22 protein-coding genes are annotated in these 19,300 nt (G+C 66.4%); 11 read left to right on the top strand and 11 right to left on the bottom strand.

All coding sequences use genetic code 11. The features are described from left to right. Positions 1-99 precede the first annotated feature (99 nt). Both mobA and J2X53_RS15230 read left to right on the top strand, forming a co-directional pair. A complete protein-coding gene (gene mobA, locus J2X53_RS15235) occupies positions 100-708 on the top strand; it encodes a molybdenum cofactor guanylyltransferase MobA (RefSeq protein WP_349038347.1) in 609 nt (202 codons plus the stop codon). Next, positions 698-1,576 (top strand): molybdopterin guanine dinucleotide synthesis, encoded by an 879-nt coding sequence (locus J2X53_RS15230; protein ID WP_349038346.1) that lies wholly within the window; start codon positions 698-700, stop codon positions 1,574-1,576. Before mobA ends, J2X53_RS15230 begins: the two co-directional genes overlap by 11 nt. Here J2X53_RS15230 and J2X53_RS15225 read toward each other — a convergent pair. From J2X53_RS15225 to J2X53_RS15200, 6 genes are all read right to left on the bottom strand, one after another. Further along, the gene (locus tag J2X53_RS15225; RefSeq protein ID WP_349038437.1) at positions 1,568-1,810 is read right to left on the bottom strand and encodes a sulfurtransferase TusA family protein; all 243 of its coding nucleotides are present in this window, start codon (positions 1,808-1,810) and stop codon (positions 1,568-1,570) included. The genes J2X53_RS15230 and J2X53_RS15225 overlap by 9 nt on opposite strands. Continuing rightward, positions 1,801-2,604 carry a manno-octulosonate cytidylyltransferase gene (locus J2X53_RS15220; protein WP_349038345.1) on the bottom strand — a complete coding sequence of 268 codons (804 nt, stop codon included), beginning with the start codon at positions 2,602-2,604 and terminating at the stop codon, positions 1,801-1,803. The genes J2X53_RS15225 and J2X53_RS15220 overlap by 10 nt, the downstream gene beginning before the upstream one ends. Positions 2,605-2,606: 2 nt before the next feature. Further along, positions 2,607-3,434: a 3-deoxy-8-phosphooctulonate synthase gene (gene kdsA / locus J2X53_RS15215; protein WP_349038344.1), complete on the bottom strand. Its 828-nt coding sequence runs from the start codon at positions 3,432-3,434 to the stop codon at positions 2,607-2,609. Positions 3,435-3,441: 7 nt separating this feature from the next. Beyond that, positions 3,442-4,452, bottom strand: a complete 1,011-nt coding sequence (locus J2X53_RS15210) for a KpsF/GutQ family sugar-phosphate isomerase (protein WP_349038343.1) — start codon at positions 4,450-4,452, stop codon at positions 3,442-3,444. 75 nt (positions 4,453-4,527) lie between these two features. Next, positions 4,528-5,577, bottom strand: coding sequence for an AbrB family transcriptional regulator (locus J2X53_RS15205; RefSeq protein ID WP_349038342.1), 1,050 nt, complete (start codon positions 5,575-5,577; stop codon positions 4,528-4,530). Between the two features lie 8 nt (positions 5,578-5,585). Then, positions 5,586-5,789: a SlyX family protein gene (locus J2X53_RS15200; protein ID WP_349038341.1), complete on the bottom strand. Its 204-nt coding sequence runs from the start codon at positions 5,787-5,789 to the stop codon at positions 5,586-5,588. 77 nt (positions 5,790-5,866) lie between these two features. Here J2X53_RS15200 and J2X53_RS15195 point away from each other — a divergent pair, with 77 nt between their 5' ends. The 4 genes from J2X53_RS15195 to J2X53_RS15180 all read left to right on the top strand — a co-directional run bounded on the left by J2X53_RS15195 (position 5,867) and on the right by J2X53_RS15180 (position 9,727). Next, entirely contained in the window at positions 5,867-7,501 is a 1,635-nt protein-coding gene (locus tag J2X53_RS15195; RefSeq protein WP_349038340.1) for a HisS family protein, read from the top strand. Continuing rightward, a complete protein-coding gene (locus tag J2X53_RS15190; protein WP_349038339.1) occupies positions 7,501-8,607 on the top strand; it encodes an ATP phosphoribosyltransferase regulatory subunit in 1,107 nt (368 codons plus the stop codon). The genes J2X53_RS15195 and J2X53_RS15190 overlap by 1 nt, the downstream gene beginning before the upstream one ends. Beyond that, positions 8,604-9,308: an ATP phosphoribosyltransferase gene (gene hisG / locus J2X53_RS15185; protein ID WP_349038338.1), complete on the top strand. Its 705-nt coding sequence runs from the start codon at positions 8,604-8,606 to the stop codon at positions 9,306-9,308. Before J2X53_RS15190 ends, hisG begins: the two co-directional genes overlap by 4 nt. A 65-nt stretch (positions 9,309-9,373) precedes the next feature. After that, the gene (locus J2X53_RS15180) at positions 9,374-9,727 is read left to right on the top strand and encodes a hypothetical protein (RefSeq protein WP_349038337.1); all 354 of its coding nucleotides are present in this window, start codon (positions 9,374-9,376) and stop codon (positions 9,725-9,727) included. A gap of 3 nt (positions 9,728-9,730) precedes the next feature. Here the strand turns inward: J2X53_RS15180 and J2X53_RS15175 are convergent, their stop codons facing one another. Then, positions 9,731-11,734, bottom strand: coding sequence for an NADPH-dependent 2,4-dienoyl-CoA reductase (locus J2X53_RS15175; protein ID WP_349038336.1), 2,004 nt, complete (start codon positions 11,732-11,734; stop codon positions 9,731-9,733). Positions 11,735-11,836: 102 nt separating this feature from the next. Next, entirely contained in the window at positions 11,837-12,664 is an 828-nt protein-coding gene (locus J2X53_RS15170; protein ID WP_349038335.1) for a zinc-ribbon domain-containing protein, read from the bottom strand. Between the two features lie 188 nt (positions 12,665-12,852). Here J2X53_RS15170 and J2X53_RS15165 point away from each other — a divergent pair, with 188 nt between their 5' ends. From J2X53_RS15165 to J2X53_RS15145, 5 genes are all read left to right on the top strand, one after another. Continuing rightward, positions 12,853-13,524, top strand: coding sequence for an ATP-binding cassette domain-containing protein (locus J2X53_RS15165; RefSeq protein WP_349038334.1), 672 nt, complete (start codon positions 12,853-12,855; stop codon positions 13,522-13,524). After that, positions 13,521-14,417: a cell division protein FtsX gene (locus tag J2X53_RS15160; protein WP_349038333.1), complete on the top strand. Its 897-nt coding sequence runs from the start codon at positions 13,521-13,523 to the stop codon at positions 14,415-14,417. Before J2X53_RS15165 ends, J2X53_RS15160 begins: the two co-directional genes overlap by 4 nt. After that, a complete protein-coding gene (locus tag J2X53_RS15155) occupies positions 14,414-15,145 on the top strand; it encodes a lysophospholipid acyltransferase family protein (protein WP_349038436.1) in 732 nt (243 codons plus the stop codon). The genes J2X53_RS15160 and J2X53_RS15155 overlap by 4 nt, the downstream gene beginning before the upstream one ends. An 81-nt stretch (positions 15,146-15,226) precedes the next feature. After that, on the top strand, positions 15,227-15,931 hold the full coding sequence (locus J2X53_RS15150; protein WP_349038332.1) for an MgtC/SapB family protein: 705 nt from the start codon (positions 15,227-15,229) through the stop codon (positions 15,929-15,931). Between the two features lie 49 nt (positions 15,932-15,980). Further along, entirely contained in the window at positions 15,981-16,586 is a 606-nt protein-coding gene (locus J2X53_RS15145) for a pyridoxamine 5'-phosphate oxidase family protein (RefSeq protein WP_349038331.1), read from the top strand. A gap of 38 nt (positions 16,587-16,624) precedes the next feature. On the opposite strand, the gene J2X53_RS15140 is transcribed toward J2X53_RS15145, so the two are convergent. From J2X53_RS15140 to J2X53_RS15130, 3 genes are all read right to left on the bottom strand, one after another. After that, positions 16,625-16,939: a multidrug efflux SMR transporter gene (locus tag J2X53_RS15140; RefSeq protein WP_349038330.1), complete on the bottom strand. Its 315-nt coding sequence runs from the start codon at positions 16,937-16,939 to the stop codon at positions 16,625-16,627. Beyond that, positions 16,936-17,895 carry an acetyl-CoA carboxylase carboxyltransferase subunit alpha gene (locus J2X53_RS15135; protein WP_349038329.1) on the bottom strand — a complete coding sequence of 320 codons (960 nt, stop codon included), beginning with the start codon at positions 17,893-17,895 and terminating at the stop codon, positions 16,936-16,938. The genes J2X53_RS15140 and J2X53_RS15135 overlap by 4 nt, the downstream gene beginning before the upstream one ends. A 281-nt stretch (positions 17,896-18,176) precedes the next feature. Then, positions 18,177-19,133, bottom strand: coding sequence for an L-malyl-CoA/beta-methylmalyl-CoA lyase (locus J2X53_RS15130; RefSeq protein ID WP_349038328.1), 957 nt, complete (start codon positions 19,131-19,133; stop codon positions 18,177-18,179). Positions 19,134-19,300 lie beyond the last annotated feature (167 nt).

Raw genomic sequence — 19,300 nt, 5'->3', positions numbered from 1 at the left:
TGCGCCTCCCGTCCCCCGGCCATGCGGCTTGTATCCCGCCTGCCCTGCTTACATGATGTCCCCTGACCGCGAAAGCGCCACCTTTGGACGGGACAGATCATGCAGCGGGCCGGGCGATTTGGGGTCATTCTGGCGGGCGGGCAGGCCCGGCGGATGGGCGGCGGTGACAAGGGCCTGCTGATGCTGAACGGGCAAAGCCTGATGCAGCGGGTCATTGCGCGGCTCGCGCCGCAGGTAGAGCGGATGGCGATCAATGCCAATGGCGACCCGTCGCGCCTGTCCGGCTTTGCCCTGCCGGTGCTGCCCGACCCGGTGCCGGGGTTTCCCGGACCGCTCGCAGGGGTGCTGGCGGCGATGGACTGGGCGGCGGGCCTTGGCGCTGATGCGGTGGTCACTGTGGCCGCCGACACGCCGTTCTTTCCCGCCGATCTGGTCGCCCGCCTGCGAGCGGCGGGCGGGACTGCCGGGTTCAGCCTTGCCGCGACTGGCACGGATGCAGCGCCCGACTGGCACCCGACCTTTGGCCTCTGGCCCACCGCCTTGCGTAACAAGCTGCGCCGCGATCTGCTGGCGGGGCAGCGCAAAGTGATTGACTGGGCGGTGCAAAACGGGGCCCGGCCTGCGCTGTTTGACGCGCAGACGGACCCGTTTTTCAACATCAACACGCCCGAAGATCTGGCCGCCGCCCGGTTGCGCGATGATCTTTGACCGCGTTGCCATCCTCGACTGGTCTGCCGCCAAAGGGCCAAAGCGCGGCAAGGATTCGATCTGGCTCGCGACCGCCACGCCCGCGGGTTGCATGGCACAGAACCTCGCCACACGGGCAGGTGCCGAAACCGCCCTCGAGGCCCTCATCACCGACAGCCTCGCCCATAACCACCGCCTGCTCCTTGGGGCCGACTTTGCCTTTGGCGCGCCCGCCGGGTTTGTCGCGCGGCTGACCGGGCAGGCAACGGCGCTGTCGTGGTGGGGTTGGCTGGCCCAGCGCACCACCGACTCGCCCGGAAACCTCAGCAATTACCGGCAGATCGCGGCGCAGATGAACAGCGTCTTTCCCGGCGACGGGCCGTTCTGGGGCAACGGAGAGCGCGCGCCAACCCCCGGCCTGCCCCGGCTGAAACCGGCACTGCCGCCCGGTCTGACCGCGCATCGCGCCACCGATCTGGCAGCGCGCGGGCCGGGGTCGTCGCCCAAGCCGGTCTGGCAACTGGCGGGCGCAGGCGCGGTCGGCGCGCAGGTTCTGACCGGCCTGCCAGTGCTGGAGCGGTTGCGGCAGCGCTTTGCCGGGCAGCTTTCGGTCTGGCCGTTCGAGGCCCCCACCACCCAGATTGTGCTGGCCGAGGTGTACCCGTCCCTGCTGGCCGATGCGGTCCGCCGCTACACCTCAACCACAGGACTGGTCCCCGATGAGGCGCAGGTCCGGCTGCTGGCCACCGCGCTGCACCGCCTGAGCCCCGCAGACATGAACCAATTGTTCACCCTGCCCCACCCGTCACCGGAGGAGGGCTGGATTCCGGAGGAGGGTTGGATTTTGGGCGCAGGTCACGCGACCCTGTTGCAGGTCGCGCTAGGCTGAGCCCTTGCGGATCAGAAATACCCGCGTCATGCCATCCTGCTCTGCCGAAACCAGAGTATCCCCTGACTGGCCGCAGAAATGCGGGATGTCGATGACCGAGGCCGGGTCGGTCGCCACCACCCGCAGCACCTGCCCCGGCTGCATGGCCAGCAGCCGCTTGCGCGCCCTCAGCACCGGCAGCGGGCACAACAGCCCTGCGGCATCAATCTCGACGTCCCAAGCGGTCAATCCCAGCCCATCCGCGCCAGATAGCCCTCGATCAGCGGCGCATCGCTGGGGTTGTTCAGCTCCCAGAACACCGCGCCGGGGGCCGAAACCTCGACCATGCGGATCGGATGGCCGTTTTCCAGAAACCGCAACTGCTCCAGCCCCTCCAGCGCCTCCAGCGGCCCGGGCTCCCAAGCCTGATAGGCGGCCAGAGCGGCGGGGCGATAGGCGTAGACGCCGACATGGTGAAACACCGGCACCTTGCCGTTCACGATACCGCGCCCGTTGGTGAAGGGGATCACCTCTTTGGAGAAATAGAGCGCCCGCCCGGCGCGGTCAGCGACCACCGTGGTGGCCCCCACGCGCCCGGCGCGGCGGTCCATCAGCAGGTTTTCCACCGTTTCGGGGTCACAGCGCAGGAACGGCGTCGCCATGCTGCACTCAGGGTCAGCGCGCATCGCGTCGATCAGCGCGGTCACGAAATGAGCGGGCGTCAGCGGCGCATCGCCTTGCAGGTTCACCACAATATCCGCCGTGATACCCGCCACCGCCACCGCTTCGGCCACCCGCTCGGTGCCATTGCGACAGGTGTCAGAGGTCATGATCACATCGGCCCCGATCCGCCGCGCCTCATCGGCGATGCGCGCGTCGTCGGTGGCGACATAAATCGGGATCTGCCCGCAAGACGCCGCGCGCCCCGCCATCACCGAGCGTTCGATCAGGCTGCGCGCCACGCCTTTGGCCCCGGTCAGCGCCACCAAAGGTTTGCCGGGATAGCGCGTGCTGGCATAGCGGGCGGGAATGATGATGCAGGCGTCCATGCTCAAAGCCCCTTTGCCAGACGGTCAAAGGCGCAGAGCGTGCCGATCAGCGCCTTCATATCATGCAGATGAATCATGTTTGGCCCGTCACTGGGCGCAGTGTCGGGGTCTTCATGTGTCTCGATGAACAGCGCCGACACCCCCACCGCACAGGCCGCCCGTGCCAGCACCGGCGCAAACTGCCGTTGCCCGCCCGAGCTGCCGCCCAGCCCGCCGGGCTGCTGCACCGAATGGGTGGCATCAAATACCACCGGCCAGCCGGTTTCCGCCATGGTCGGCAGACCCCGGAAATCGGTCACCAAAGTGTTGTAGCCAAAGGAGGTGCCGCGCTCACACAGCATGATCCGCCGGTTGCCGGTGCTTTCCACCTTGGCCGCCACGTTTTTCATATCCCAGGGCGCCAGAAACTGCCCCTTCTTGATGTTGATCGCCAACCCGGTCTCGCCCGCCGCCAGCAAAAGATCGGTCTGGCGGCACAGAAAGGCCGGGATCTGCAACACGTCCACCGCTTCGGCCGCAATCGCGCAATGCCCCGGTTCGTGCACGTCGGTCAGCACGGGCACGCCATATTCGGCGCGGATGTCGGACAGGATGCGCAACCCCATCTCCATCCCCAAGCCCCGGTTGGTGCTCAGCGACGAGCGGTTGGCCTTGTCATAGCTGGCCTTGAAGATGAACTTGGTGCCGGTGGGCGCGCAGGCCTCCAGCAGCCCTTCGCAGATCATCCTTGCATGGGCCGAGCTTTCCAGCTGGCATGGGCCGGAAATCAGCGCAATTGGCGCGCCTCCCCCGATCGCGATATCGCCCACGGTTACGGTTTGCTGATCCATCAATCCCTCACATCACGCCAATGCGCAAAAGGTCGTGCAGATGCACGATCCCCACCGGCCGCCCGTCTTCGCAGACAAACAGCGCAGAAATTTTCGACTTGTTCACAATGGCCAGGGCCTCGGCGGCCAGGGTCTGCGGGGCCACGGTTTTCGGGCTGCGCGTCGCCACATCGCCCGCCACCCGGTCTAGCAGCCCGACAATGTTGCGCCGCAGATCGCCGTCGGTCACCACCCCCGCCAGCAACCCCTGCGCATCGACCACGCCGGTCACCCCCAGACCGCCCGCCGTCATCGCCCGCACCACTTCCTGCATCGGCGCGTCCAGCGGCACCAGCGGCACCTGCGGGTGCATCACCTGCCGCACCAGCGTCAGCTGCGCGCCCAGTTTGCCGCCGGGGTGATAGGTGCGGAACTGATCCGCCTCAAACCGCCGTGCCTCCATCAGCGCCACCGCCAAAGCATCGCCCAACCCCATCATCAGTGTCGTCGAGGTGGTGGGGGCCATGCCGATGGCACAGGCCTCGGGCAGGTTGGGAATGGTCAGCCGGTAATCCGCCGCCCGCATCAGGGTGCTGCCCGCATCGCGCGACATGCCGATCAGCGGAATGTCAAACCGCGCGCAATGCGCAATCAGATCGCGCAATTCCGTCGTCTCACCGCTGTTTGACAGCAAAATGCACAGATCGTCCGGCGTCACCATGCCCAGATCGCCATGGCTCGCCTCGGCCGGATGCACGAACAGCGACGGCGTGCCGGTCGAGGCCAGTGTCGCGGCAATCTTGCGCGCCACATGGCCCGATTTGCCGATCCCCGACAGCACCGCCCGGCCCCGCACCTCCAGCAGCGCGGCCACCGCCCCGGCAAAATCGTCGGGCAGCGCGCCCGCCAGCGTCAACAGCGCCTCGCCCTCGATGCGCAGCACCCGTTCGGCGGCGCGGCGATGCGCCTCCGGCGTCAGGGAGCTTGGCGTCAGGGCTTCAGGCGTCGGGGCGTCGGGGGTCAACACGGTCGATCTCATCTCTGCCCTGCGCGCGGGCTTTCCTTGGGTCGCACCTCTAGTGCCACGCACGGCCCCCCCTGTCCAGAACCGCGCCTAACCCCTGGCAAACCACCGCGCGCCGATCTGCGCCGCGACCACCGCCATCGCGATCCGCACCACGTGATGCGTGGTGACGTAAATCGCGCTGATGTTCAGGCTCAGCGCGATCAGGCTCATCTCGGCCAGACCGCCGGGGGCAAAGGCCAGAAACACCGCCGCCACCGGCTCTCCCACCAGCGCATGCAGCGCCATCGCAAAGCCAAAGGCCAGCGCCATCACCCCGGCCCCGTTCAACACGGCAAGGCCCCCCGCCCGCCGCAGCATCGCCCCGCTCACCCCGGCAAAGCGCGCGCCAAGGCCGGTGCCCAGCACCACCTGCGTCAGCGAAATCAGCCAGCCCGGCGGCACCCCCTCGACCCAGCCCAGCGCATGCGCCAGCGCCGACAGGATCAGCGGCCCGGTGATGATCCAGGCCGGAATCCGGCACAGCCGCGCCAGCCAGACGCCAAAGGCACCGCAGGCCAGCAGCACCAGCACATCGCGCAAGGTCAGCGCCACATCCGCGCCTTGCATCTGCACCCCGGCGGCAGAGCCGACCGCATGGCCGGTCACCCCGGCAAAGATCAAGGGCACCGCGATGATGGTCAGGATCAGCCGCAAAAACTGCAACACCGTCAGCAGCCGCACATCAGCCCCGGCCTCTTCGCCCAGTTGCACGCTTTCAATCAGCCCGCCCGGCAGCGCGCTGAAATAGGCATCCACCCGCCGCAATCCGCCCCGGCGAAAGATCATGTAGCCCAGCCCATGCGCCAGCGGCACAAACAGCACCAGCGCCAGCAGGCTGCTGCCCCAGCCCAATGCCTCCTGCGCGACCTCTGGCGTAAACGCCCCGCCGATCGCCACTCCGATCACCGGCACAAAGGCCATCCGCAGCCGCATCGGCATCGTCACCGCGCGCCCCAGCGGCCGCCAGCCCGCCGCCGCCGTGACGCCAACCGCCAGCAGCGACCCCAGCAGATAGCCCAGCGGCACGCCCAGCGCCGCCGCCAGAATCCCGCCCAGCGCGCCGATCGTCAGCGTCACCGCCAGCGCTGGAAGATCCACGGTCAGCCTCACCAATGCGGCGGCCTCACATCGGCGGCGGGGGCCTCGCCAGACCCCGCCTCGCGCTCGGCCTCGCGTTCGACCAGCAGGCCAACCAGCCGGGTCAGCCGGTCCACCTCGCGCCGCTGCGCCGTCACCACGTCCGACAGATCATCGACCGCCCGTTGCAGGTGCGCCACCCGCTCCTCGATCCCGTCAACCCGATCCATCATCCGTACCCCGTGCCGCTTGCCGCCATGCCGCCCTTCCGTTACAGCAAGCCCGGCAAAGATCGAAGGGCCAAACCGCCATGTCCGACGCGAAAATCCGCCGCCCAAGGGCCGAAACCCCCAAAGGCTTCCGCGATTACTTCGGGACCGAAGTGACCACGCGCAAAGCCATGCTGGACAAGATCGCCGAGGTGTACCACCGCTACGGCTTTGATCCGCTGGAGACGAGCGCGGTGGAAACCGTTGAATCGCTTGGCAAATTCCTGCCCGACGTAGATCGCCCGAATGAGGGCGTGTTCGCCTGGCAGGATGAGGATGCCGACTGGCTGGCCCTGCGCTACGACCTGACCGCCCCCCTTGCCCGGGTGGCCGCGCAATACCGCAATGACCTGCCCTCCCCCTATCGCCGCTATGCGATGGGGCCGGTCTGGCGCAACGAAAAGCCGGGGCCGGGTCGATTCCGCCAGTTCTATCAATGTGATGCCGACACCGTCGGGTCGGGTTCGGTCGCCGCCGATGCCGAAATCTGCGCCATGCTGGCCGACGCACTGGAAGCCGCCGGGATCGAACGCGGCGACTATGTGGTGAAGGTCAACAACCGCAAAGTGCTGAATGGCGTGATGGAAGTCGCGGGCCTGTCCGGCGATGACAAGGAAGCCGAACGCGGCATCGTCCTGCGCGCCATCGACAAAGTCGACCGTCTGGGCGCTGAAGGCGTCCGGGCTTTGCTGGGCGCGGGCCGCAAGGATGAGTCCGGCGACTTCACTAAAGGCGCGGGGCTTAACCCAGGACAGTCTGCTTTGATCCTCAAGTTTGTCACTGCGAGCGAAATAGTTGGTCTAGAGCTAGAGGGAATGGCTCAGGCCATCTCGACCCGTGGAGGCAATGCAAGCGATATCTTCAAAGCCAGTTGGGTTCGCGATCCAGTAAGTCTTGAGATAATGCAAAGTCTCGGCTTGAAGTTTCAGGCTGATCCAGCGGCTTCACACATTTACAATAGTGCAGTTCTCGATTTCCTTGATAGCTTGGTAAGCGGTTCCAAGGTCGGAGAAGAAGGCGTCGAGGAACTACGTTCAATTTCTTCCCTCCTGTCCGCCCAAGGCTACGGCCCCGACCGCATCGTGATCGACCCCGGCGTCGTCCGTGGCTTGGGCTACTACACCGGCCCGGTCTATGAGGCGGAACTGACCTTCCAGATCACCGACGAAAAAGGCCGCCCCCGCAACTTCGGCTCCGTCGCGGGCGGCGGGCGCTATGATGACCTTGTGAAGCGCTTCACCGGCCAGTCGGTCCCCGCCACCGGCGTCTCCATCGGCGTCGACCGCCTGCTCGCCGCCCTGCACGCCAAGGGTCGCATCAGCACCGACAGCGCTGGCCCCGTGGTCGTCACCGTGATGGACCGCGACCGGATGGCTGATTACATGGCCATGGTGGGAGAGTTGCGCAGCGCGGGCATCCGCGCCGAGGTCTACCTCGGCAATCCAAAGAACTTCGGCAACCAGTTGAAATACGCCGACAAACGCAACTCCCCCATCGCGGTCATCCAAGGCGGGAATGAGGCAGCGGCAGGCACCGTCATCCTCAAGGACCTGATCCTCGGCGCAAAGATCGCGCAGAACGCCACGCTGGAGGAATGGAAAGACCGCCCCGCGCAGGTCGAAATCCCGCGCGCCGAGCTGGTCACCGCCGTGCGCCGGATGCTGGACCAAGCCTGATGCGCACAGGGGCCGAACGCGCAACCTCTGACCGCCTCGCCGCATGGTTCACCGATCAGGGCGCCACGCTGGTCGAGGCGGATATTCTGTTGCCCGCCGAAACCCTGCTGGACCTTTACGGCGAAGACATCCGCGCCCGCGCCTATATGACGGTCGATCCGGTGCAGGGCGAAATGATGCTGCGCCCCGACTTTACCGTGCCGGTGGTGCAGCAGCACATGGCGGGCGGCGCAGACCCCGCCACCTATGCCTATTCCGGCCCGGTGTTCCGCAAACAGGACCATGCCGGCGACCGCCCGTCAGAATACCATCAGGCCGGGATCGAGATTTTCCGCCGCGACCAGCGAGAGGCGTCCGACGCCCGTGTCTTCGCGCTGATCAATCAGGTGCTGCACGAAAACGGCCTGACCCTGCGCCCGGTCACCGGCGACATCGGCATCCTGATGGCCGCCGTGCGTTGTCTTGCCACCACCGATCGCCGCAAACAGGCGCTGCTGCGCCATATCTGGCGGCCGCAACGCTTCCGCGCGCTGCTCGACCGCTTTTCGGCCCGCGCACCCGTGCCGCAGGCCCGCAAGCACCTGCTCGACCGGCTGGCCAAAGGCTCCCCCGCCGATCTGATCGCGCAGGCGGGCAGCTTTACCGGGCTGCGCAGCGAGGCTGAAATCGCCGCCCGTGTGCAGGCGCTGACCGAAGACGCGCAAACGCCCCCCCTCAACGCGCCCGAGGCGGCGCTGCTTTATGACCTCCTGTCGTTGCAGGCCCCGTCGCGTGCGGCGCTGCAACACCTGCGCGGCATAGCACCCATGCTGCCCGCCATCACCCCGGCGGTGGACCGGTTCGCCGCCCGGCTCGACGCGCTCCACGCCCAAGGCATCGACGTTGAGGCCCTGCCGTTCGAGGCCAGCCACGGCCGCACCAGCCTGGAATACTATGACGGTTTCGTCTTCAGCTTCCACGCCGACGATCCTGCCCTGCCCCCCGTCGCCAGCGGCGGGCGCTATGACGCGCTGACCGCCGTGCTGGGACAGGGCAAGTCCATCCCCGCCGTCGGCGGCGTGATCCGCGCCGGGCTGATGGCCCGCCTGATGGGGGCAAAACCATGATCAAGATCGGCGTGCCGTCCAAAGGGCGGCTGATGGAGAAAACCTTTGACTGGTTCGGCGCGCGCGGCATCACCCTGCGCCTGTCGGGGGCGGAGCGGGAGTACGCCGGCCGCGTCGATGGCATCGCGGGTGTTGAGTTGGTGCTGCTGTCGGCGGGGGAAATTCCGCGCGAACTGGCTGCCGGGCGCATCCATCTTGGCGTCACCGGGTCCGACCTTGTGCGCGAAAAGCTGGCTGACTGGCCCACGCAGGTGGCCGAACTCGCGCCGCTGGGTTTTGGCCATGCCGATCTGATCATCGCGGTGCCGGTCGCGTGGATCGACGTTGACACGCTGGATGATCTGGACGCCGCCGCCGCCGCGTTTCGCCGGACCCACGGGTTCCGGTTGCGCATCGCCACCAAATACCACCGTCTGGTGCGCGATTTCCTGACCACCCATGGCGTCGCCGATTACCAGCTGGTCGATTCTCAGGGGGCCACCGAAGGCACGGTCAAGAACCTGACCGCCGAGGCGATTGCCGATATCACCTCCTCGGGCGAGACCCTGCGCGCCAACCACCTCAAGATCCTGTCCGACGCGCTGATCCATTCCAGTCAGGCGGTGCTGTTCCTGTCGCATCGCGCCGACTGGGATGCGGACAACCGCAAAACCCTGTCCGATCTGGCGCGGCAACTGGATGTCACAGTGCCGAAAACCTGACCTTGCCGGGTCTTTGAAACCGGCCCGGTATGCGTTAACGTTTGCGCAACCCAAGGAGGGTGTCGATGAAACTGTCCCGCATCCTGCTGTGCGTTGCCGCCCTGCTGCCCCTGCCCACTCTGGCGCAGGATCTTGCCCCGGCGGACGCGATCCGCGCCGCGATTGTCGGCAATACCGTGCAAGGCGCGATGGTCGCCTCGGGCGGCTTTACCGAATATTACGCCCCTGACGGTGCGATCCGTGGCCCTGATTACGCTGGGCAATGGTCGATTGATGGCAACCGCATGTGTTTTGGCTATGACGGCAACCCGGCCAGCTGCTGGGCCGTGCGTCTGAACGGGCAAAGCATCGTCTGGGTCGGCGCGGCCGGGGATGAGGGCACGGGCACAATCCTGCCCGGAAACCCAAACAATTACTGACGCTTACAGCCGCGCCGCCAGCCGCGCGCCCTGATCAATCGCGCGCTTGGCGTCCAGTTCCGCCGCCACATCAGCCCCCCCGATCACATGCGGGGTGATCCCCGCCGCCACCAGCGCCTCGGCCAGCCCGCGTTCGGGCACCTGACCGGCGCACAGAATCACGTCATCCACCGGCAACAGCTGCTCCACCCCGTCACGCTCGATGACAAGGCCCTCGCCGGTGATCGCCGTGTAGCTCACGCCGCCCAGCATCTTCACGCCTTTGGCCGCCAGCGCCGCGCGGTGAATCCAACCCGTGGTCTTGCCCAAGCCCCGCCCCGGCTTTTCCGCCTTGCGCTGTAGCAGCCAGACCTCGCGCGCGGGCGGCTCCGGCGTGGCAACGGCCAGCCCCCCAGCAACCTCTGCCGGGTCGCCGACACCCCATTCCCGCCGCCACAGCGCGAAATCCTCAGTCGGGCTCTCCCCGGAGTGCACCAGATATTCGGCGACATCAAAGCCGATGCCCCCGGCCCCGATCACCGCGACACGGCGGCCGACCTTGGCCCCGCGCAGGGTCTCCAGATAGCCCAGCGCCCGCTCCTGCCCCGGAATGCCCGGATCACGCGGCGCGACGCCGGTGGCAATCACCACCTCGTCAAACCCGGCCAAGGCCTCTGGCTCCGCCGCTTCCCCCAGCCGCAGCACCACCGAAGACCGCTCCAGCATGGTGCCAAACCACGCGATCAGCCCGCGAAATTCTTCCTTGCCGGGGACCGAGGCCGCCAGATGCAGCTGCCCGCCGACGCGATCCGCCCGGTCAAACAGCACCACCTCATGCCCGCGCTCTGCCGCCACCAGAGCCGCCATCATCCCCGCCGGGCCAGCGCCGACCACCGCCACCCGTTTGCGCAGATCGGTGGGCGCATAGACCAGCTCGGTCTCATGACAGGCGCGCGGGTTGACCAGACAGGTGGTCAGCTTGCCGCTGAAGGTGTGGTCCAGACAGGCCTGATTGCAGGCGATGCAGGGCGCAATCTCTGCCGCGCGCCCCGCCGCCGCCTTGGCGACGAAATTCGCATCCGCCAGAAACGGCCGCGCCATCGACACCATATCGGCCTGCCCCGCTGCCAGCACCGCCTCGCCCACCTCGGGGGTGTTGATCCGGTTTGAGGTGATCACCGGAATCCCCACCTCCGGCCGCAGCCGCGCCGTCAACCACGTGAAGGCCGCCCTTGGCACAGATGTGGCAATCGTCGGCACCCGCGCCTCGTGCCAGCCGATGCCGGTGTTCAGCATCGTGGCCCCCGCCGCCTCCACCCGCTTTGCCAGCAACACCACCTCATCCCAGGTCGAGCCATCGGGGATCAGGTCGATCAGGCTGATCCGGTAGATCAGAATGAAATCGGGCCCCACCGCGTCGCGCACCCGGCGCACCACCTCGACCGGCAGGCGCATGCGGTTTTCATAGCTGCCGCCCCAGTCATCTTCGCGCCGGTTGGTGTGGCGCACCAGAAACTGGTTCAGGAAATAGCCCTCCGACCCCATCACCTCCACACCGTCATAGCCCGCTTCCCGCGCGCGCACGGCAGCGGTCACGATGTCGGAAATCTGCGTCTCGATCCCCGCCGCATCCAGTTCATGCGGCACAAACGGCGAAATCGGCGATTTGATCGCACTTGGCGCCACGCAGCCCTTGCCATAGGCATACCGCCCGGCATGCAGGATCTGCATCGCAATCAGCCCGCCCGCGTCATGCACGGCATCGGTCACCCGGCGATGATTGGCGATATCCGCGTCGGAGAACAGCCCCGACGCGCCCGGATACACCCCGCCTTCACGGTTCGGGGCCATGCCGCCGGTTACGATCAACCCGACCCCGCCCGCCGCGCGCGCCGCATAGAATGCTGCCACCCGGCCCCAGTCGCCAAGTTCCTCCAGACCGGTGTGCATCGACCCCATCAGCACGCGGTTGCGCAGGCGGATGTGGCCCAGATCCAGCGGGGCAAGCAGATGGGGATAGGTGGTCATGATGTCCTCCGGCAATCTGGCCGCAGAATGGTCGCCGGCTGCGAGCTTGTCACCCGCAACGCCGCGTCACGCGCAGCAGACGCTCCTGCCAGACAAAAAGGCTCAGCCCCCGGTCAGGCCGTTCACCGCCCCGGTTGCCCGCTGCATCAGCGCGTCCACCGACAGCCGCAACCCGTCGACCGCCCCCACATAAGACGCCATCGCATCCGCCGTGCCCGGAATCTGCGACGAGATCTGTGGCGCCATCACATAGATCAGCACCGCCACCGCTGCCAAAATCAGCACCAGCGCAAAGCCCGACCGGAACCCCGACGCAGACGCGGCCGGTCTGGGCACCGCCGACTCCACCAGACTGGCCGCCATGTCATTGGGCCGCAGGCTGGAATTGATTTCTTCGATATCGGGCAACAGATCCCGCCGCGCCGCAGCGCGTGGCGGTACCCCCGGCACGCCCTTCATCGTCGCGATCCGCTTGTCGGTGTCGGTCCGCGCCGCAGCCGAGGCGGCCGCAGCCGCCGCCGCAGACCCCACGACCGGCGACACCGGCGGCGGCAGGCCAAGGTCGCCCTGCATCTCTATCCCGGTGGCTTCGGCCTTGCGGGCCGCCATCTCGCGTTCAGCCTCTTCGCGCAGGATCGCCAGCACGCTGTCATCCAGTGCCCGCTGCACCGGCACAGCCCTGCCCGGAGGCGCAGCCATCGGCGCCTCATCTTCCTCGTCTTCCGCATCTGTCTGCGCCACAGCGGCGGGCACTTCGGCCACCGGCTCCGGCTCGCGGTACAGATCGTCGCTCAGATCTTCGGCCACGGGTTCGCGGGTCTGAAACCACGCGTGGCCACAGTTGGAACATTGCACGTCGCGCCCGGCGTCCGGAATGGCACCGTCATCGACCTCATACTGGGCGTCACAATTCGGACAGATCAGGCGCATAGCGCATACCCTTTCCCGGTTCTCCCGGATTTTCACCGGACACTAGCAACGAACCCGCCCAAGGCCAAGAGTTTGTGGCTGTTTTCGCAACACTGGTGCTCTGGCTGTCATTGTATCCGCCGACACTTTGCGCAATTCTGCCACAGCGCCAGTACAGTGCCACCGGCACGGCCAAAGGGGACGACTGAGTGATCGCGTTCGAGAATGTAGGTTTCAACTACGGCGGGGGCGAACTGCTCTCGGATGTCACCCTGCGCCTTGCGCCGGGGTCGTTCCATTTCCTGACCGGGCCTTCGGGGGCGGGCAAATCGACGTTCCTCAAGCTCGCCTATGCCGAGCTGCGCCCCACGGCAGGCCGGGTCACGATCTTTGACCGCGACGCACGCGTGATGTCACGCGATGATGTCGCCCTGTCGCGCCGTCGCATCGGCGTGGTGCATCAGGATTGCCAGTTCCTTGACCATCTGCCGCTTGCCACCAATGTCACCTTGCCGCTGACCGTTGCCGGCCGCAAAGGCGACACTCAGGATCTGACCGCGCTGCTCGACTGGGTGGGCCTTGGCAAACTGGCCGATGCGCTGCCGCCACAGCTTTCCGGGGGCGAGCGTCAGCGCGCCGCCCTTGCCCGCGCCATCATCATGTCGCCCGATGTCATCCTCGCCGATGAACCCACCGGCAACCTGGATTGGGAAATGTCGCTGCGCCTGCTGACCCTGCTGGTCGAGCTCAGCCGGATGGGCAAGACCATTCTGGTCGCCACCCATGACATGAACCTGATCCGGCAGGCGAAATCGCAGCTGGCGGCGCGGGTGCTGCGCATCCAGAACCGGCGGATACAGCTTGCGGGGGCCGATCTGTGAAATTCACCCTCCCCGCGCTTCTGGCTCCCGACCGGCAGGCTGACCGCGTGGTGCCGCCCTCGGGCTTCACCGCGCAGCTGACGCTGTTCACTGCGGGCGCAATGGCCTTTCTGGCGGTCTTTGCCCTCGCCCTGTCGCTGGCCTCCGGGCGGCTGGCCGACCGCTGGGCCTCGGCCCTTGCCGGCACCGCCACCATCCGCATCTCTGCCCCGCCGGAGCAGCTGGATACCCAGGTCGCCGCTGTCCTCGCGCTGTTGTCCACCACGCCCGGCATCGCCTCTGCCCGCGCGCTCGACACCGAGGAACAGCGCGCCCTGCTGGAGCCGTGGTTCGGCCCCGACCTGCCGGTCGATGCCCTGCCGCTGCCGCGTCTGATCGAGCTGACCGAAGCCTCGCCGGGCTACGACAGTCAGGGCCTGCGCCTGCGTCTGGCGGCCGAGGCCCCCGGCGCGGTGCTGGACGATCACACCCGCTGGCGTCGGCCAATGGCGCAAGCGGCCGAGCGTTTGCGCCTGCTGGGCGCGCTGTCGCTGATCCTGATTGCCGGGTCCACCGCCGCGATGATCACGCTGGCCGCCAATGCCGCCCTGTCGGCCAACCTGCCCGTGATCCGCGTGTTGCGGCTGGTGGGGGCCAAGGATGCTTATATCGTGCGCGCCTTTGTCCGCCGTTTCACCCTGCGCGCGCTGACCGGGGCCACGATCGGCACCGGGATCGCCATGATCGGCGTGGCGTTGCTGCCCAGCGCCGATGAGGCCGGGGCTTTTCTCACCGGCCTCGGGTTTCAGGGCGCAGGCTGGCTTTTGCCGCTGCTGTTGCCCCCACTCACCGCCGTTGTGGCCTTTGCCGCCACCCGCACCGCCGCCTTCCGCACCCTGAAAGGGCTGACCTGATGCTTGCCGTCCGCTGGACCCTGTCGCTGCTGTTCAACATCCAGATGTATCTGGCCATGGCAGTGATTGCCGTAGTCTTTGCCCCCTGGGCGTTGTTCTCGCGCAGTGGCGCCTTTGCCGCCTGCCATACCTATTGCCGCTGGGTGATCTTTACCGCCCGCATCCTGCTGGGGTTAAAGGTCGAGGTGCGTGGCACGCCGCCGACAGATGAGGTGGTGGTCGCCGCCAAACACCAGAGTTTTTTCGACATTCTGGTGATCTTCAACGCCATCCCGCGCGGCAAGTTCATCATGAAGCGCGAGCTGATCTATGCCCCGTTTCTGGGCCAATACGCCAAACGTATCGGTTGCGTGTTTGTTGATCGCGGCAAACGCGGGGCTGCGATTGCCCGGATGAAAGCCGATGTCGCCAGATCCGCCGCCGACCCCGGCCAGCTGGTGATCTATCCGCAGGGCACCCGCGTCGCCCCCGGCGTCGTGAAACCCTACAAGGTGGGCTCGGGCCTGCTGTATGAACAGCTCGGCCAGCCCTGCGTGCCGGTCGCGACCAACATCGGCGTGTTCTGGCCAAAGCGCGGTATCCTGCGCAAGCCCGGCACCTGTGTCGTGCATTTCCTGCCCCGCATCGAACCCGGTCTGCCGGTCGGGCAATTCATGAAACGGCTTGAGCAGGACATCGAGACCACCTCCGACGCCTTGCTGATCGAAGCGGGATTTCACAGGCCATAACCGAGTTTCAGATCTACCCCTCTCTGCAAACAGGATCACCGGCGCTGGGAACCCGATGTGCCCCCAGCGGGTTGCTGCAAGATGACTTTTGACAGCCTGTACGCCACCCTTTTCACCGCCCCCCTGATGCTGCCCTTGCTGGGCAGCCTGATCACGGGTGTCCTGATCGGGGCCGAGCGTGAGGCGCAGGGCAAACCGGCGGGGCTGCGCACCCATACGCTGGTGTGCTTTGGCTCTGCCCTGATGATGCTGATCGCGGCGCGCCAGATCTCCTGGGACACGTCGATGATCGCAGGCACCCAGATTGTCAGTGATATGTCCCGCATGCCGCATGCGATTCTGACCGGCATCGGCTTTCTCTGCGCGGGCGTGATCTTTCGCGAAGGTCTGTCGGTACAGGGCCTGACCACCGCCGCCTCGCTCTGGGTCACGGCGTCGCTTGGCATCGTCTATGGCGCGGGCATGCTGGAGTTGGCCACCATCAGCACCCTGATCGTGCTTGCGGTACTCGTTGCGCTGCGCGTGATGCAATATGTGCTGCCCGCCCATAGCAGCCTGCGTATCAGCGTGCTCGCACAGTCCGGCTACCGCTGTGCCGATCTGGCGGCGCAGCTTTCGGCCCGACAGCTGCGGCCCGGCAGCATTGCCATGATCCAAAGCGCCCGGTCTGTCACGCTGACCACAACTGTCACCCAGCCCAAGAGCGGCCTTGATCTGGATGCCCTGTGCGCCGGATTGCAGGAAAACCCGCTTGTAAGAAGAGTCTCGCTTGACCCGGTGGACTGACCTTTGCATCACCATCCCGCGCGCTGCAACCCGCCGCGGAGGATGCCCGATGACCCCGATCACCGATCTTGAAAGCCTCCACGCGCTCTACGGTACAGCGGGCGAAGCGGCGTCGCGCAAGGTCACGCCCCGGCTGACCACCGCATACCGCACCTGGATCGGGCGGTCGCGCTTTTGCGTGCTTACCACCGTCGGGCCAGAGGGCACCGATGGCAGCCCGCGCGGCGATGAGGGGCCGGTGGTCTGCATCCTCGACGACCGCACCCTTGCCCTGCCCGACTGGCGCGGCAACGAGCGCATCGACAGCCTGCGCAACATCGTCCGCGATGGTCGGGTCAGCCTGATGTTTCTGGTGGCCGGCAGCACCAATGCCATGCGCGTCAACGGCACGGCCATCGTCACCGCCGACCCCGCCCTCTGCGCCCGCTTGGCGCGCGAGGGCAAACAGCCCCGCAGCGTGATCGTGATCTCGGTGGCCGAAGTCTATTCGCAATGCGCCCGCGCCCTGATCCGCTCCGGCCTGTGGTCAACGGGCGACCAGTCAGCGGGCCTGCCGACTGTGGGCGACATGATGCGCGAAATCACCAGCGGCGACATCGACGGCGCTGCCTATGACGCCGCATGGCCCGCCCGCGCCGCCGCGACCATGTGGTAGCGGCAGGGGCGCGCCGCCGCAGTCCCGGCCAGCCGTGATCAGGCCAGTTTCAGCGCGATGATCCCGCCAAGGATCAGCAGGATGCCCAGCACCCGCACCAGATTGACCGGCTCGTTGAACAGCATCACCGCCAATATGGCCGTGCCCAAAGTGCCGATGCCGACCCAGACCGCATAGGCGGTGCCGACCGGCAGATCTTTCATCGCCAGCGACAACAGCCAGAAACTGGCCAGCGCCCCGATGAGGGTCAGTCCCGTCGGTACCGGACGGGTAAAGCCATTGGAGTATTTCAGCCCGATCGCCCAGCCGGTTTCCAGCAGACCGGCGATCGCCACCAGAATCCAAGGGTTCACGCCGCCAGCCCCTTGGACCCCATCTCAATGAACTTGGACCGGCGATCCTTGATCAGCGCCTCGGGCTTTTTACCCGACAGCTCTTTCAGCATCGCCTCGATGCCCTTGCCCACTGCGTCAATCGTCTCACGCCGGCCGCGCTGCGCGCCGCCCACGGGTTCCTTGATGATCCGGTCGATCACGCCCAGCTTTTGCAGATCCTGCGCCGTCAGCCGCAACGCCTCGGCGGCTTCACGCATCTTTTCGGCATCCTTCCACAGGATGCTGGCACAGCCCTCGGGCGAGATCACCGAATAGACCGAATGCTCCAGCATGGCGACGCGGTTTGCGGTGGCAAAGGCCACTGCCCCGCCCGACCCGCCTTCGCCGATCACCACGGAAATCAGCGGTACGCCGATTTCCAGACATTTCTGCGTGCTGCGGGCAATCGCCTCGGCCTGCCCGCGCTCTTCCGCGCCCTTGCCGGGATAGGCGCCGGGCGTATCCACCAGCGTGATCACCGGCAGGCGGAACCGGTCCGCCATATCCATCAGCCGGATCGCCTTGCGATAGCCCTCGGGCCGCGCCATGCCGAAATTCCGCTCGATCCGGCTTTTGGTGTCATTGCCCTTTTCATGGCCGATCACCATCACCGGAGAATCGTTGAACCGCGCCAGCCCGCCCATCACCGCATGGTCATCGGCAAAGTTCCGGTCCCCCGCCAGCGGCGTGTACTCGGTGAACAGCGCATCAATGTAATCCTTGCAATGCGGCCGCTCCGGGTGGCGGGCGACCAGACATTTGCGCCAGGGCGTCAGATCCTTGTACAGATCGCGCAGAAGCGTCTCGGCCTTTTTATCAAGCGCCTCGGCTTCCTTGGCAATATCCATCCCCGGATTGCCGCGCCCCATCGCCCGCAACTCTTCGGCTTTGCCTTCGATCTCGGCGAGGGGTTTTTCAAACTCAAGGTAATTCATCGGGCACTCCGTGAAGGACAGGGCACTATATGCCTCTGCCCGCCGGGCAATGCAACTGTGGGGCCGAAAATGCGCCATCAATCGCAACCGACCGCCAGAAACAGCAGCGCCCCGAACCGCTGGTTCGGGGCGTGCATCCTCCCCTTGATGCTGCGCGGGGGCCTCCTCTCCCCTGGTGCGCAGCGCGGGTATTCTTTTCAAAACGCCAGTATTTCAGGCGCTGATAACGAACCATTGACCAGACTGTGGCAGCTTGTCAACGATTCCGGTGTAACGCTGCGTCATCCGGCAATCATTTCTGCCTGACGCACCACCACCTCGGCCTGCTTGATGCTGGCGATGTCCACCAGACGGCCTTTATAGACCGTCGCGCCCTCGCCCCGCGCCTTTGCCGCCTCCATCGCGGCCAGAATCTCGCGCGCTTCGGTCACTGCCGCCTCGGACGGGGTAAACACCTCATTGGCCAGCGCCACCTGCTTGGGGTGGATCGCCCATTTGCCCACCATCCCCAGCGTGGCCGAGCGCCAGGCCTGCGCGCGGAACCCCTCCTCGTCGGAAAAGTCGCCAAACGGCCCGTCCACCGGCAAAATGCCATGCGTCCGGCAGGCCGCCACAATCGCCGCCTGCGCCCAATGCCAGGGGTCAGACCAATGCCTGACCCCTTCGCGCAGCATGTAATAATTCTCCTGCGTGCCACCGATCCCGGTGGTCTGCATGCCCATGCTGGCCGCAAAATCCGCAGCCCCCAGGCTCATCGCCTGCAAGCGCGGGCTGCTGGCGGCAATCTCTTCGACATGCGCAATCCCGGCGGCGCTTTCGATGATCACCTCAAAGCTGATCGGCTTTGCGCGCCCCTTCGCCCGCTCCACCGCCGTCACCAGCGCATCGACCGCATAGACATCCGCCGCACAGCCGACCTTGGGGATCATGATCTGGTCCAGCCGGTCGCCCGCCTGTTCCAGCAGGTCCACCACATCGCGATACCAGAACGGCGTATCCAAGCCGTTGATCCGCACCGACAGGGTTTTCGTGCCCCAGTCCACCGTATTGATCGCGGCAATGATATTGGCCCGCGCCGTATCCTTGTCACCGGGCGCCACCGAATCTTCCAGATCCAGGTTGATCACATCCGCCGCCGACGCCGCCATCTTTTCAAACAAGGCCGGGCGCGATCCGGGGCCGAACAGCTGGCAGCGGTTCGGGCGGGCGGGGGGCGCGGGTTGGACACGAAAGCTCATCAGGGGCCTCGGCAAGTTAATTTCACGACTCTGCATCGCAGCGATAGATTATTGCGCGCAAGCCTGCAATCCCCAGTTTGCAGATGCAGCAACTGGCGCAGTTTGTCCCATGCCAACGCGCCTCCCTTGACAGTGGACCCCTTGCAGGAGCCATGTCGCGACAGCCA

The organism is Pseudotabrizicola sp. 4114, assembly GCF_031457365.1.
Classification (GTDB): Bacteria; Pseudomonadota; Alphaproteobacteria; order Rhodobacterales; family Rhodobacteraceae; genus Pseudotabrizicola.
The sequence above is the reverse complement of the archived record's forward strand: the minus strand, read 5'-3'. Positions and strand labels throughout refer to the sequence as shown.

Bases quoted from the DNA above. Each gene is read 5' to 3' on its own strand.
- J2X53_RS15190 (WP_349038339.1), top strand. From the start codon at position 7,501: ATGCGCACAGGGGCCGAACGCGCAACCTCTGACCGCCTCGCCGCATGG.
- hisG (WP_349038338.1), top strand. From the start codon at position 8,604: ATGATCAAGATCGGCGTGCCGTCCAAAGGGCGGCTGATGGAGAAAACC.
- J2X53_RS15210 (WP_349038343.1), bottom strand. From the start codon at position 4,452: ATGAGATCGACCGTGTTGACCCCCGACGCCCCGACGCCTGAAGCCCTG.
- J2X53_RS15130 (WP_349038328.1), bottom strand. From the start codon at position 19,133: ATGAGCTTTCGTGTCCAACCCGCGCCCCCCGCCCGCCCGAACCGCTGC.
- kdsA (WP_349038344.1), bottom strand. From the start codon at position 3,434: ATGGATCAGCAAACCGTAACCGTGGGCGATATCGCGATCGGGGGAGGC.
- J2X53_RS15195 (WP_349038340.1), top strand. From the start codon at position 5,867: ATGTCCGACGCGAAAATCCGCCGCCCAAGGGCCGAAACCCCCAAAGGC.
- J2X53_RS15145 (WP_349038331.1), top strand. From the start codon at position 15,981: ATGACCCCGATCACCGATCTTGAAAGCCTCCACGCGCTCTACGGTACA.
- J2X53_RS15135 (WP_349038329.1), bottom strand. From the start codon at position 17,895: ATGAATTACCTTGAGTTTGAAAAACCCCTCGCCGAGATCGAAGGCAAA.
- mobA (WP_349038347.1), top strand. From the start codon at position 100: ATGCAGCGGGCCGGGCGATTTGGGGTCATTCTGGCGGGCGGGCAGGCC.
- J2X53_RS15175 (WP_349038336.1), bottom strand. From the start codon at position 11,734: ATGACCACCTATCCCCATCTGCTTGCCCCGCTGGATCTGGGCCACATC.
- J2X53_RS15230 (WP_349038346.1), top strand. From the start codon at position 698: ATGATCTTTGACCGCGTTGCCATCCTCGACTGGTCTGCCGCCAAAGGG.
- J2X53_RS15200 (WP_349038341.1), bottom strand. From the start codon at position 5,789: ATGATGGATCGGGTTGACGGGATCGAGGAGCGGGTGGCGCACCTGCAA.
- J2X53_RS15220 (WP_349038345.1), bottom strand. From the start codon at position 2,604: ATGGACGCCTGCATCATCATTCCCGCCCGCTATGCCAGCACGCGCTAT.
- J2X53_RS15180 (WP_349038337.1), top strand. From the start codon at position 9,374: ATGAAACTGTCCCGCATCCTGCTGTGCGTTGCCGCCCTGCTGCCCCTG.
- J2X53_RS15150 (WP_349038332.1), top strand. From the start codon at position 15,227: ATGACTTTTGACAGCCTGTACGCCACCCTTTTCACCGCCCCCCTGATG.
- J2X53_RS15170 (WP_349038335.1), bottom strand. From the start codon at position 12,664: ATGCGCCTGATCTGTCCGAATTGTGACGCCCAGTATGAGGTCGATGAC.